The organism is Pseudomonas sp. MWU349 (genome assembly GCF_017947325.1).
Lineage (GTDB): Bacteria > Pseudomonadota > Gammaproteobacteria > Pseudomonadales > Pseudomonadaceae > Aquipseudomonas > Aquipseudomonas protegens.
The window spans coordinates 1,063,064-1,075,824 of the sequence record NZ_JAFEVP010000001.1 but is presented as its reverse complement, the minus strand read 5'-3'; the positions used below and the strand labels follow the sequence as shown (position 1 = coordinate 1,075,824).

General features: G+C 65.9%; 10 protein-coding genes and 2 pseudogenes. All 12 read left to right on the top strand.

Annotation, left to right across the window (positions count from 1 at the left end; translation table 11 throughout):
• Positions 1–139: 139 nt before the first annotated feature.
• The 12 genes and pseudogenes from paaG (at position 140) to nhaB (ending at position 12,671) form a co-directional block, all read left to right on the top strand.
• Positions 140–931, top strand: coding sequence for a 2-(1,2-epoxy-1,2-dihydrophenyl)acetyl-CoA isomerase PaaG (gene paaG / locus KCG88_RS04665; RefSeq protein WP_210711857.1), 792 nt, complete (start codon positions 140–142; stop codon positions 929–931).
• Positions 932–958: 27 nt separating this feature from the next.
• Positions 959–1,123, top strand: a pseudogene (locus tag KCG88_RS04660) (phenylacetic acid degradation protein PaaD); the annotation flags it as partial.
• A 238-nt stretch (positions 1,124–1,361) separates the two neighbouring features.
• On the top strand, positions 1,362–2,684 hold the full coding sequence (gene paaK / locus KCG88_RS04655; protein WP_210711856.1) for a phenylacetate--CoA ligase PaaK: 1,323 nt from the start codon (positions 1,362–1,364) through the stop codon (positions 2,682–2,684).
• 177 nt (positions 2,685–2,861) lie between these two features.
• Positions 2,862–3,851 (top strand): 1,2-phenylacetyl-CoA epoxidase subunit PaaA, encoded by a 990-nt coding sequence (gene paaA, locus KCG88_RS04650; RefSeq protein WP_210711855.1) that lies wholly within the window; start codon positions 2,862–2,864, stop codon positions 3,849–3,851.
• A 69-nt stretch (positions 3,852–3,920) separates the two neighbouring features.
• Positions 3,921–4,202, top strand: a complete 282-nt coding sequence (paaB, locus tag KCG88_RS04645) for a 1,2-phenylacetyl-CoA epoxidase subunit PaaB (RefSeq protein ID WP_011061421.1) — start codon at positions 3,921–3,923, stop codon at positions 4,200–4,202.
• An 8-nt stretch (positions 4,203–4,210) separates the two neighbouring features.
• The gene (gene paaC / locus KCG88_RS04640; protein ID WP_210711854.1) at positions 4,211–4,972 is read left to right on the top strand and encodes a 1,2-phenylacetyl-CoA epoxidase subunit PaaC; all 762 of its coding nucleotides are present in this window, start codon (positions 4,211–4,213) and stop codon (positions 4,970–4,972) included.
• Positions 4,959–5,489, top strand: a complete 531-nt coding sequence (gene paaD, locus KCG88_RS04635; RefSeq protein WP_210711853.1) for a 1,2-phenylacetyl-CoA epoxidase subunit PaaD — start codon at positions 4,959–4,961, stop codon at positions 5,487–5,489. The genes paaC and paaD overlap by 14 nt, the downstream gene beginning before the upstream one ends.
• A gap of 29 nt (positions 5,490–5,518) precedes the next feature.
• Positions 5,519–6,595 (top strand): 1,2-phenylacetyl-CoA epoxidase subunit PaaE, encoded by a 1,077-nt coding sequence (gene paaE, locus KCG88_RS04630; protein WP_210711852.1) that lies wholly within the window; start codon positions 5,519–5,521, stop codon positions 6,593–6,595.
• 110 nt (positions 6,596–6,705) lie between these two features.
• A pseudogene (locus KCG88_RS04625) lies at positions 6,706–7,013 on the top strand (DUF485 domain-containing protein).
• The gene (locus tag KCG88_RS04620; protein WP_210711851.1) at positions 7,010–8,656 is read left to right on the top strand and encodes a cation acetate symporter; all 1,647 of its coding nucleotides are present in this window, start codon (positions 7,010–7,012) and stop codon (positions 8,654–8,656) included. The pseudogene KCG88_RS04625 and the gene KCG88_RS04620 overlap by 4 nt, the downstream one beginning before the upstream one ends.
• Before the next feature lie 60 nt (positions 8,657–8,716).
• Positions 8,717–10,771 (top strand): phenylacetic acid degradation bifunctional protein PaaZ, encoded by a 2,055-nt coding sequence (gene paaZ / locus KCG88_RS04615; protein ID WP_210711850.1) that lies wholly within the window; start codon positions 8,717–8,719, stop codon positions 10,769–10,771.
• 397 nt (positions 10,772–11,168) lie between these two features.
• Positions 11,169–12,671, top strand: coding sequence for a sodium/proton antiporter NhaB (nhaB, locus tag KCG88_RS04610; protein WP_047286742.1), 1,503 nt, complete (start codon positions 11,169–11,171; stop codon positions 12,669–12,671).
• Positions 12,672–12,761: the final 90 nt, after the last annotated feature.

Below are 12,761 nucleotides of genomic sequence, written 5' to 3'. Positions count from 1 at the left end.
GAAAACCGGCTAGCCAGCCGCCCCAACAATCGAGCCGACCACCGGCCACCCCGAGGACATTCACCATGCCTCAACGCCTTGCAGCCTCCATGCCTGTCGATGGTTTTCGCCTGATCCCCCAGCACAGAGCGCCCCGCCCATGAACTTCACCACCATCCTGTTCTCCATCAGCGAGGGCGTGGCCCTTCTCAGCCTCAACCGCCCTGAACAGCTCAACAGCTTCAACCCGACGATGCACCGCGAGGTACAGGCAGCCCTGGACCTGGTGCGCAATGATCCGCAGGTACGGGTCCTGCTGCTGACGGGGGAAGGCCGGGGCTTCTGCGCCGGGCAGGATCTGGGCGAGCGCACCGTGGCGCCCGGCGGCGCCGCGCCGGACCTGGGGGACTCCATCGAAACCTTCTACAACCCCTTGGTGCGGGCCCTGCGGGACCTGCCGCTACCGGTGGTCTGCGCGGTCAACGGGGTGGCCGCCGGTGCCGGGGCCAACCTGCCCCTGGCCTGCGATCTGGTACTGGCCGCACGCTCGGCAAGCTTTATCCAGGCCTTCTGCAAGCTCGGGCTGGTTCCCGATTCCGGCGGTACCTGGCTGCTGCCGCGCCTGGTGGGCATGGCCCGGGCCAAGGCCCTGGCCATGCTCGGCAACCGCCTGAGTGCCGAACAGGCCGAGCAGTGGGGCCTGATCTACCAGTGCGTGGATGATGCCCAACTGCGGGACCAGGCCCTGAGCCTGGCCCGGCACCTGGCCACCCAACCCACCTACGGCCTGGGCCTGATCAAGCGCAGCCTCAATGCCAGCCTGCACAACAGCTTCGATGAGCAACTGGACCTGGAGCGCGACCTGCAACGCCTGGCCGGTTGCAGCGAGGACTACCGCGAAGGCGTCAGCGCCTTCATGGAAAAGCGCAGCCCCGTGTTCAAGGGCTGCTGACCACGGTCACTCCGAGGAGGCCCCTGCATGACCGAAAATGACGCCATGGAACTGGCCCGGCGCTGCGCCCGGCCCCTGCTCGAACGTGACCCGGCAAGCAACGCCCTGGGCATGCGCCTGTTGGCGGTGGCGCCCGGTACGGCGCGCCTGGGCATGAGCGTGCGGGCCGACATGCGGCCCGGTACGGGCACAGGAGCCCTCCCATGAATGACCCACTGATCATCGATGCCGTCCGTATCCTCGTTGGCAGCGCCTAGGCCGCTACGCGCTGTGCACCATGTGCAGCCGTGTCGCCCCGGGCATCGCACTGATCAGCGAGCGGCTGCAAGCACATTAGAAAGATTCGCCCGGGGCTCGCCTGCGCCTCGGGGCATGCACTCAGAACCCGCCCGCCGGCGGGCTACAAGACAACAACAATTCGAGTGACACCATGAACATGCCGATTGCCGGAACCGTGCCCGACGCGCTGCTGGACCCGATGGAAACCGCCAGCATCGACCACCTGCGCCAGCACCAGCTGGAACGCCTGCGCTGGAGCCTGAACCACGCCTACGACAGGGTCCCGCTGTACCGTCAGCGCTTCGACCAGCTCGGGGTGCACCCCCAGGACATCAAGCGCCTGGAAGACCTGGCGCACCTGCCCTTCACGACCAAGGCCGATCTGCGCGACCACTACCCCTATGGCATGTTCGCCGTGCCCATGGACCAGGTGGTACGCCTGCACGCCTCCAGCGGCACCACCGGCAAGCCCACGGTGGTCGGCTACACCCGCAACGACATCGACACCTGGGCGCAGGTGGTGGCGCGCTCGATCCGCGCCGCTGGCGGGCGGCCCGGGGACAAGGTGCATATTTCCTATGGCTACGGCCTGTTCACCGGCGGCCTGGGGGCGCACTACGGCGCCGAACGCCTGGGCTGCACGGTGATCCCCATGTCCGGCGGCCAGACCGAGAAGCAGGTGCAACTGATCAAGGATTTCCAGCCGGACATCATCATGGTCACCCCCTCCTACATGCTCAACATCGCCGACGAGATCGAGCGCCAGGGCCTGGACCCGCACCAGCTGGCGCTGCGCCTGGGAATCTTCGGTGCCGAACCCTGGACCGACGAACTGCGCAGTGCCATCGAGCGGCGCCTGGGCATCACTGCCCTGGACATCTACGGGCTGTCGGAAATCATCGGCCCCGGGGTGGCCATGGAATGCGCGCAGACCCGCGACGGCCCGACCCTGTGGGAGGATCACTTCTACCCGGAAATCATCGACCCGATCACCGGCCAGGTACTGGCCGATGGCGAACTGGGCGAGCTGGTGCTCACCTCCTTGACCAAGGAAGCGCTGCCGATGATCCGCTATCGCACCCGCGACCTGACCCGGCTGTTGCCGGGCACGGCGCGGCCGATGCGGCGCATCGACAAGATCACCGGGCGCAGCGACGACATGCTGATCATCCGCGGGGTCAACGTGTTCCCCACCCAGGTCGAAGAGCAGGTGCTGAAGGTCGGGCAACTGGCCCCCTGCTACGAGATCCACCTGTACCGCCACGGCAACCTCGACAGCGTTGACATCCACGTCGAGCTCAAGCCTGAGCACCAGCAACTGGGGGACGAGCAGCAGCGAGCCCTCTGCGGCGATCTCAGCCGCCACATAAAGACCCATATCGGTATCAGCTCACGTATCGTTTTGCAGCCGGCATTCAGCATCAAGCGCTCCGAAGGCAAGGCCTGCCGGGTAATCGACAAACGCAACCGCTAATCCATCCTTCCTGGAAGCCCCGCTGATGCGGGGCTTTTTTTTGCCTTGACAAAGGCCCAGGGGCGCAATGCGATACCAAAATCAAACATGACACGTTATTTTATGTTTGATATTAATTTACGTATCACATATAAACATTCCCATGCCCAGCCACACCTTCACACCGGGAGACGCCACATGTACGCACAGCTGGTAGAAACAGGGGTCAAGCGCGTCACGCCACTGGCCGAGATGTCCGAACAGGAACGCAGCTTCCAGGAAAGGATCGACGGCGAGATCAAGATCGAAGCCAAGAACTGGATGCCCGAGGCCTACCGTCAGACCCTGATCCGGCAGATCTCCCAGCACGCCCATTCGGAAATCGTCGGCATGCTGCCCGAAGGCAACTGGGTCACCCGTGCCCCGACCTTCAAGCGCAAGCTGCAACTGATGGCCAAGATCCAGGACGAAGCCGGCCACGGCCTGTACCTGTACAGCGCCATGGAAACCCTGGGGGCCGACCGCGACGAAGAAGTGGCCCGGCTGCACAGCGGCAAGGCCAAGTATTCGAGCATCTTCAATTACCCGACCCTGAACTGGGCCGACATGGGCGCCGTGGGCTGGCTGGTGGATGGCGCGGCCATCGTCAATCAGGTGGTGCTGCAACGCACCTCCTACGGCCCCTACTCCCGGGCCATGGTGCGCATCTGCAAGGAAGAGAGCTTCCACCAGCGCCAGGGCTACGAAATCCTCCTGACCATGATGCGTGAGGGCAACCAGGCACAGCGGGACATGGTCCAGGACGCCATCAACCGTCTCTGGTGGCCGGCCCTGATGATGTTCGGCCCCAGCGACGAACACTCCCCCAACAGTGCCCAGTCCATGGCCTGGAAGATCAAGCGCCAGAGCAACGACGAACTGCGCCAGCGCTTCATCGACCAGACCATCCCGCAACTGGAGCTGCTGGGCTGCACCTGCCCCGACCCGGAGCTGAAGTGGAACGCCGAGCGCGGCCACTACGACTTTGGCGAAATCCAGTGGGAGGAGTTCTACGAAGTGCTAAAGGGCAACGGCCCGTGCAACCAGGAACGCCTGGACACCCGCCGCCAGGCCATGGAGGACGGCGCCTGGGTGCGGGCTGCCGCCGTGGCCCACGCCGCCCGGAAGGCCGCCCGCGACGCCGCCTGAGAGCCCGCTCACCCCCGGCCATTGCCCCCAGGGGTAACGGCCCTCCAGCCCTGATGTGGAGTCACTGCAATGTCTGAATGGACCCTTTACGAGGTTTTCGTGCGCAGCAAGCACGGCCTCAACCACAAGCATGTCGGCAGCGTGCACGCCGCCGATGCCCCGATGGCCATGGCCAACGCCCGCGACCTCTACACCCGGCGCAGCGAAGGCGTGAGCCTGTGGGTGGTGCCGTCGGCGCAGATCGTCGCCTCCTCGCCGGACGAAAAGGAGCCGCTGTTCGACCCGGCGGACGACAAGGTCTACCGCCACGCCAGCTTCTACCAGTTGCCCCCCGAAGTCGGACACATGTGAGGCCGGCCATGAACCCTGCAAACGATCTGCTCAACCACCTGCTGCGCCTGGGCGACAGTGCCCTGGTCCAGGGCCAGCGCCTGTGCGAATGGTGCGGCCGGGCTCCGGCCCTGGAAGAAGAACTGGCCCTGATGAACGTCGGTCTCGACCTGGTGGGCCAGGCCCGCAACTGGCTGGACTATGCCGCCGAACTGCTGGCGGACGGGCGGGATGCCGACCATCTGGCCTTTCGCCGCGACGAACGCGCCTACCGCAACCTGCTGCTGGTGGAACAACCCAATGGCGACTTCGCGGTGACCATGCTCAAGCAGTTCTTCTACGACGCCTGGCACCTGGAAACCCTCCGTGGCCTGTGCCTGTCCAGCGATCCACGCATCGTCGGGGTCGCCGCCAAGGCGTTCAAGGAAGTCACCTACCACCTGCGTCGCTCCAGCGAGTGGGTCGAGCGCCTGGGGGACGGCACCGAGGAAAGCCACCGGCGCATGCTCCAGGCCCTGGCGCGGCTGTGGCGCTTTACCGAGGAACTGATCGCCACCGATCCTGCGGAGCTCGCGTTGCACCAGGCCGGGCTGCTGGCGGACCCGGCTCAGGTCGCCACCGCCTGGCGGGACAGGGTCGCCGCGGTGTTCGCCCGGGCCACGCTGCCTGTGCCCGAAGCACCCAGCCACTTCTACCTGGATGCGCGCAAAGGCCTGCATACCGAACACCTGGGCCTGCTGCTGGCCCAGATGCAATCACTGCCGCGAGCCTATCCCGATGCGGTCTGGTGAGCTGATCGGCAGCGACCTGGGGGCTCGCGACCCGTTGCCCGGGGACCTGGACACCGCCTGGGCCATTCTCGACCGGGTCATGGACCCGGAAGTGCCGGTGGTCAGCGTGCTCGACCTGGGCATCGTGCGCCACCTCGACTGGCACCAGGGGCACCTGCAGGTGGCGGTCACCCCGACCTACTCCGGCTGCCCGGCCACCGAGGTGATCGAAAGCGACATCCGCCAGGCCCTGGAGCGCGCCGGCTTCAAGGCCCCCAGGCTGCTGCGCCAGCTGACCCCGGCCTGGACCACCGACTGGATCACCGAGCGCGGGCGCCAGCGCCTGCAGGCCTACGGCATTGCACCGCCCTCGGGCAGCAGCAAGCGCAGCCTGCTGGGAGAAACGCCCCAGGTGCTCTGCCCGCAATGCGGCAGCGCCCACAGCGAGCGCCTCAGCGAGTTCGGCTCCACCGCCTGCAAGGCCCTGTATCGCTGCCGTGATTGCCTGGAACCCTTCGACTACTTCAAGTGCATCTGAGCGGCCCGGCGCCGCAGTGGAGAACCACCATGAGCCAGTTCCACCGCCTGACCATCAAGGACCTGCGCAATGAAACCCGCGACGCGGTGTCCATCGCCTTCGAGGTACCCCCGCACCTGCAGCAGCAGTTCCACTTCACCCAGGGCCAGCACCTGGTGCTGCGCGCCGAGCTTGAAGGCGAGGAAGTGCGCCGCTCCTATTCGATCTGCACCGGGGTCAACGATGGTGAACTGCGCATCGCGGTCAAGCGCGTGGCCGGCGGGCGTTTCTCGGCCTTCGCCCATGAACGATTGCATCCCGGCCACAGCCTGGACGTGATGCCCCCGGCCGGGCGTTTCCATGTGGAGCTTGACCCGGCGCGGCGCGGCCATTACCTGGCGGTGGCGGCCGGCAGCGGCATCACGCCGATCCTGTCGATCATCAAGACCACCCTGCAAACCGAGCCCCACAGCCGGGTCACCCTGCTCTACGGCAACCGCTCCAGCAACTCGGCGCTGTTTCGCGAACAGCTTGAGGACCTGAAGAACCGCTACCTGCAGCGGCTGAACCTGATGTTCGTGTTCAGCCGCGAACGGCAGGACATCGACCTGTACAACGGGCGCATCGACCAGTACAAGTGCCAGCAGCTGTTTTCCCGCTGGCTCGAGGTCCAGCAACTGGAGGCCGCGTTCATCTGCGGCCCCCAGGCCATGACCGAAACCGTGCGCGACAGCCTCAAGGCTGCCGGCATGCCGGCCGGGCGCATCCACCTCGAGCTGTTCCACGCCGGCAGCGACGGGCACAAGCGCCAGGCCCGGGAAACCGCCCACGCCCTGGATGCCCGGCACAGCCGGATCACCGTCATCAGCGACGGCCGCGCCCTGGCCTTCGACCTGCCGCGCAACAGCCAGAGCATTCTCGATGCCGGCAACGCCCAGGGCGCCGAACTGCCCTACTCATGCAAGGCCGGAGTCTGCTCCACCTGCAAATGCAAGGTCATCGAAGGCGAAGTGGAAATGGACAGCAACCACGCCCTGGAAGACTACGAAGTGGCGGCCGGCTACGTCCTCTCCTGCCAATCGTTCCCGCTCAGCGACAAGGTGGTACTGGACTTCGACCAGCTCTGACTCCGGCGCTCCCCGCAGCCGCCCGTAGCCGCTGCCGCACCCCAGCGAAGCTGCGAAAGGCCGCGCAGCGCCTTCACGTGCCACCAACAACAAAAACAAGAGAACGCGCCATGACCCCACGACAGATCGCCCACATCACCCGCCATCCGGACTTCATCCAGCTGGTGCGGCGCAAGCAGCGCCTCTACTGGTCGCTGACCCTGATCATGCTCCTGGCCTACTACGGCTTCGTACTGCTGGTGGCTTTCCACCCCGGGCTGCTGGGGCGCTCGTTGGCCGGCGGAGCCACCAGCGTCGGCATGCGGTAGGTGTGGCAATGATCGGCCTGGCCTTTGCCCTCACCGGCTTCTACGTCTACCGCAGCAACCGCCTGCTGGACCCGCTGAACGACAAGCTCAAGCGCGAGTGCCAACCATGAAGCGCCTGCTCGCTCTATTGCTGCTGCCCGGCCTGCTGGCCACCGACCTGGCCCTGGCGGCCGACACGCCCGTGCGGCCATTGAACTGGAACGCCATCGGCATGTTCCTGGTGTTTGTCCTGATGACCCTCGGCATCACCCGCTGGGCCGCCCGGCGCACCCGCTCTGCCAGCGATTTCTATACCGCCGGTGGCGGCATGAGCGGCTTGCAGAATGGCCTGGCGATCGCCGGCGACATGATTTCCGCGGCGTCTTTCCTCGGCATCTCGGCAATGATGTTCCTCAATGGCTACGACGGTCTGTTGTACGCCCTGGGGGTGCTGGCCGGCTGGCCGATCATCCTGTTCCTGATCGCTGAACGCCTGCGCAACCTGGGCAAGTACACCTTCGCCGACGTGGTGTCCTATCGCCTGGCCCAGACGCCGGTACGCCTGACCTCGGCCTTCGGCACCCTGAGCGTGGCGCTGATGTACCTGGTGGCGCAGATGGTCGGCGCCGGCAAGCTGATCGAGCTGCTGTTTGGCATCAGCTACCTCTATGCGGTGATGCTGGTGGGCCTGCTGATGGTCTGCTACGTGACCTTCGGCGGCATGCTGGCCACCACCTGGGTACAGATCATCAAGGCGCTGATGCTGCTCTCGGGCACCAGCTTCATGGCCTTCATGGTGCTCAAGCACTTCGGCTTCAGCAGCGAGGCGCTGTTCGCCCAGGCCAGCGCGGTGCACGCCAAGGGCAGCGCGATCATGGCCCCGGGCGGGTTGCTGTCCAACCCCATCGATGCCATTTCCCTGGGGCTGGGCATGATGTTCGGCACCGCCGGCCTGCCGCACATCCTCATGCGTTTCTTCACCGTCAGCGATGCCCGGGAAGCACGCAAGAGCGTGTTCTACGCCACCGGTTTCATCGGCTACTTCTACCTGCTGCTGATCATTGTCGGCTTCGGTGCCATCGTCATGGTCGGTACCGAGCCCCAGTACCGCGATGCCGGCGGCACGATCATCGGCGGCGCCAACATGATTGCCGTGCACCTGGCCCAGGCGGTGGGCGGCAACCTGTTCCTGGGCTTCATCTCGGCCGTGGCCTTCGCCACCATCCTGGCGGTGGTGGCCGGGCTGGCGCTGTCCGGCGCCTCGGCGGTCTCCCACGACCTGTACGCCTGCGTGCTGCGCAAGGGCCAGGCCAGCACCCGGCAGGAAATGCGCGTCTCGCGGATCGCCACCCTGTGCATCGGGGTGCTGGCGGTGCTGCTGGGGCTGTTGTTCGAATCGCAGAACATTGCCTTTCTCTCGGGGCTGGTGCTGGCCATCGCCGCTTCGGTGAATTTCCCGGTGCTGTTTCTTTCCATGTTCTGGAAAGGCCTCACCACTCGCGGCGCGGTGGGCGGCAGCCTGGCTGGCCTGGTCTCGGCGATTGTGCTGCTGATGCTCAGCCCGGCGGTCTGGGTCAATGTGCTGCATCACCCCCAGGCGCTGTTTCCCTATGCCAACCCGGCGCTGTTTTCCATGAGCCTGGCGTTCTTCTGTGCCTGGGCCTTCTCCGTCAGCGACCGCTCGCCCCGGGCCGAACTGGAGCGCGGGCGCTACCTGGCGCAGTTCATCCGCTCCATGACCGGCATTGGCGCATCCGGCGCCACTCATCACTGACCCCATCCATGAGCGCGGGCAGCCGCGCTCGAACCCGGTTCACCCTCTGGAGGAATCCCCATGCCACAGGCTCCTACCCTGCAAAGCTTCATAGCCGGCCGCTGGTTTGGCCAGCACCCGGCCCAGTCACTGCGCAGCGCCATCGATGGGCATGAAGTGGCGCGCACCCACGAGGAGGCCCCGGACTTCGCCGAGGCCCTGGCCTTTAGTCGCCATCAGGGCGGCAAGACCTTGCTGGCCCTGGATTTCCAGCAGCGGGCCCAGCGCCTCAAGGCCCTGGCGCTGTATCTGAGCGAGCGCAAGGAGCAGCTCTATGCCCTGTCCCATCACAGCGGCGCGACGCGGGCCGACAGCTGGATCGATATCGAGGGCGGCAACAGCACCCTGTTCAGCTACGCCGGCCTCGGCGCCCGGGAACTGCCGTCGGGCAACGTGTTGCACGAAGGCCCGGCGCAATCTCTGAGCAAGCTCGGCAGCTTTGCCGGCAGCCACATCCTGGTGCCCCGGGGTGGGGTGGCGGTGCACATCAACGCCTTCAACTTTCCGATCTGGGGCATGCTGGAAAAATTCGCCCCCTGCTTCCTGGCCGGCATGCCCTGCATCGTCAAGCCAGCCAGCGCCACCAGCTACCTGACCGAGGCCGCAGTGCGGCTGATGCACGAATCAGGGCTGCTGCCCGAAGGCAGCCTGCAATTGGTGATAGGCGCTACCGGCGACCTGCTGGACCGCCTGCAAGGCCAGGACCTGGTGACTTTCACCGGCTCCGCCAGCACCGCCGGACGACTGCGGGCCAACCCGCACCTGATCCGTCATTCGGTACCCTTCAATGCCGAGGCCGACTCGCTGAACTGCGCGATCCTGGCCCCGGACGTAAGCCCGGACGACGAGGAATTCGAGCTGTTCATCAAGGAAGTGGCACGGGAAATGACGGTCAAGGCCGGGCAGAAATGCACCGCCATCCGCCGCGCCATCGTCCCCGCCAACCAACTGGATGCGGTGGCCACCAGGTTGCGCGAACGCCTGTCGAAGGTGGTGGCGGGCGACCCGGCGGTGGAAGGTGTGCGCATGGGCGCCCTGGCCTCCCATGAACAGCAGCGCGATGTGGCCGAGCGCCTGCAAAGCCTGCTGCACAGCAGCGACCTGCTGTTCGGTGCCCGGGACGGCTTCGAGCCCCGAGGCGCAAACGTCAGCCAGGGCGCGTTCTTCGCCCCGACCCTGTTACTGGCGCGCGATCCCATGGCCGAGGGCGGCGCCCACGACATCGAAGCCTTTGGCCCGGTCAGCACCCTGATGGCTTATGACGACCTGGACCAGGCACTGGAGCTGGCCTCTCGCGGCAAGGGCAGCCTGGTGGCCAGCCTGGTCACCAAGAGCCCGGCCATTGCCGCCCAGGTCATTCCCCGGGCTGCGGCCTGGCACGGTCGCTTGCTGGTGCTGGACCGCCACTGTGCTGGCGAATCCACCGGCCACGGCTCGCCCCTGCCACAGCTCAAGCATGGCGGCCCGGGCCGCGCCGGGGGTGGCGAAGAGCTGGGGGGCCTGCGGGCGGTCAAGCATTACCTGCAACGGGCGGCGATCCAGGGCTCGCCAAGCATGCTGGCGGCGGTAACCGGCGAGTACGTGCGCGGTGCCCAGGTAGTCGAAACCGAGGTCCACCCCTTCCGCCGGCACTTCCAGGACCTGCGGATCGGCGAATCCCTGCTGACCCACCGGCGTACCGTGACCGAGGCCGACCTGGTGAACTTCGGTTGCCTGTCGGGGGACCATTTCTATATGCACTTCGACGAGATTGCCGCCAGGGAGTCGCAGTTCGGCAAGCGCATCGCCCACGGCTATTTCGTGCTCTCGGCGGCGGCCGGGCTGTTCGTTTCCCCGGGCCCCGGCCCGGTGCTGGCCAACTACGGCCTGGACACCCTGCGCTTCATCACCCCGGTGGGCATTGGCGACACCCTGCAGGCGCGCCTGACCTGCAAACGCAAGATCGACCAGGGCAAGCTAAGCCCCCAGGGCACGCCGCAAGGAGTGGTGGCCTGGGATGTGGAAGTCAGCAACCAGCTGGGCGAGGTGGTGGCCAGTTACGACATCCTGACCCTGGTGGCCAAGCGTACTGAGTGAAACCCTTGAAGGCTGCGCAAGGCTCAAGGCCCCCTTCGCCGGCAAGCCGGCTCCTACAACAGCTTTGCGCCGCCAGCCCCCCCCCCGTAGGAGCTGGCTTGCCAGCGAAGGCGTGCTTGAGGGCTGCGCAAGGCTCATGGGCCTCTTCGCCGGCAAGCCGGCTCCTACAACAGCTTTGCGCCGCCAGCCCCCGTAGGAGCTGGCTTGCCAGCGAAGGCGTGCTTGAGGGCTGCGCAAGGCTCATGGGCCTCTTCGCCGGCAAGCCGGCTCCTACGGGAGGTTGTGCAATGGCGGCCGCTGGGGTTGTGGCGAAGTTTGTCGCAAAAGATTTCATCAATTCTTGATTCTCAATCCGCCATGGGGCAAGTTGCGCGCTTCTCACTACAAGGAGCCGCCAATGTCCGCTTCAATGGCCCAGGCGTTCGCCCACAATTTTCTCGGCCAATCACCCCGCTGGTACAAGGCAAGCATTGTCGCGTTCCTGGTGCTCAACCCTCTGCTGTTCTTCGCTGTCAGCCCGGCCGCCGCCGGCTGGTGCCTGGTGATCGAATTCATCTTCACCCTGGCCATGGCCCTCAAGTGCTACCCCTTGATGCCCGGCGGTTTGCTGCTGGTGCAAGCGCTGGTGCTGGGCATGACCACGCCCCAGGCGCTGTATGACGAGCTGGTGCACAACTTCCCGGTGATCCTGCTGCTGATGTTTATGGTGGCCGGCATCTACTTCATGAAGGAGTTGCTGCTCTACCTGTTCTCCCGGCTGCTGCTGGGGGTGCGCTCCAAGGCGCTGCTGGGGCTGCTGTTCTGCTTTCTCTCGGCGTTCCTCTCGGCCTTTCTCGACGCCCTGACCGTCACCGCAGTGATCATCAGCGCCGCGGTAGGCTTCTATTCGGTGTATCACCGGGTGGCGTCCGGCAATGACCCGCGCCAGGACAGCGCCTTCGCCGACGACCAACAGTTGCCTGCCCTGCATCATGACGATCTGGAGCAGTTCCGCGCCTTCCTGCGCAGCCTGCTGATGCATGGCGCCGTGGGCACCGCCCTGGGCGGCGTATGCACCCTGGTGGGGGAACCGCAGAACCTGCTGATCGGCCATGAAATGGGCTGGCACTTCGCCGACTTCTTCAGCAAGGTGGCACCGGTTTCGATGCCGGTCCTGGCCGCAGGCCTGGTGACCTGCGTGCTGCTGGAGAAGTTGCGCTGGTTCGGCTATGGCACCCTGCTGCCGGACAACGTGCGCCGAGTGCTGGCCCACTACGCCGCCGAGGACGATGCCCAGCGTACCTCGCGCCAGCGCGCGGCCCTGCTGGTGCAGGGGCTGGCGGCCTTGATCCTGATCGTCGCCCTGGCCCTGCATGTGGCCGAGGTCGGGCTGATCGGCCTGCTGGTGATCGTTCTGATCACCGCCTTTACCGGGATCACCGACGAACACCGCCTGGGCAACGCGTTCAAGGACGCCATGCCCTTTACCGCCCTGCTGGTGGTGTTCTTTGCCGTGGTGGCGGTGATTCACCAGCAGCAACTGTTCACCCCGCTGATCCAGTGGGTGCTGGCGCTGCCGGCGGACCAGCAGCCGGGCATGCTGTTCATTGCCAATGGCGTGCTCTCGGCCATCAGCGACAACGTGTTCGTGGCCACCATCTACATCACCGAAGTGAAACAGGCCTTCATCTCCGGGCAAATGAGCCGCGAGCACTTCGAAACCCTGGCGATCGCCATCAATACCGGCACCAACCTGCCAAGCGTGGCCACGCCCAATGGCCAGGCGGCCTTCCTGTTCCTACTGACCTCGGCGATTGCGCCGCTGGTGCGCCTGTCCTACGGACGGATGGTGTGGATGGCCCTGCCCTACACCGTGGTGATGGGGCTGCTGGGCTGGTATGCGGTGAGCTACTGGTTGTAACCGCTGTTTGGGGCGCCCCGGGACTGCAGCTGGGGCGCAATGGATGCAGGACTGGGGGCCGTGGCCCGGCACGTTGCCGGGCCACGGCCC

Coding starts and splice junctions, on each gene's coding strand:
- paaD (WP_210711853.1), top strand. CDS start 4,959: ATGCGGTCTGGTGAGCTGATCGGCAGCGACCTGGGGGCTCGCGACCCG.
- paaE (WP_210711852.1), top strand. CDS start 5,519: ATGAGCCAGTTCCACCGCCTGACCATCAAGGACCTGCGCAATGAAACC.
- nhaB (WP_047286742.1), top strand. CDS start 11,169: ATGTCCGCTTCAATGGCCCAGGCGTTCGCCCACAATTTTCTCGGCCAA.
- KCG88_RS04620 (WP_210711851.1), top strand. CDS start 7,010: ATGAAGCGCCTGCTCGCTCTATTGCTGCTGCCCGGCCTGCTGGCCACC.
- paaB (WP_011061421.1), top strand. CDS start 3,921: ATGTCTGAATGGACCCTTTACGAGGTTTTCGTGCGCAGCAAGCACGGC.
- paaC (WP_210711854.1), top strand. CDS start 4,211: ATGAACCCTGCAAACGATCTGCTCAACCACCTGCTGCGCCTGGGCGAC.
- paaA (WP_210711855.1), top strand. CDS start 2,862: ATGTACGCACAGCTGGTAGAAACAGGGGTCAAGCGCGTCACGCCACTG.
- paaZ (WP_210711850.1), top strand. CDS start 8,717: ATGCCACAGGCTCCTACCCTGCAAAGCTTCATAGCCGGCCGCTGGTTT.
- paaG (WP_210711857.1), top strand. CDS start 140: ATGAACTTCACCACCATCCTGTTCTCCATCAGCGAGGGCGTGGCCCTT.
- paaK (WP_210711856.1), top strand. CDS start 1,362: ATGAACATGCCGATTGCCGGAACCGTGCCCGACGCGCTGCTGGACCCG.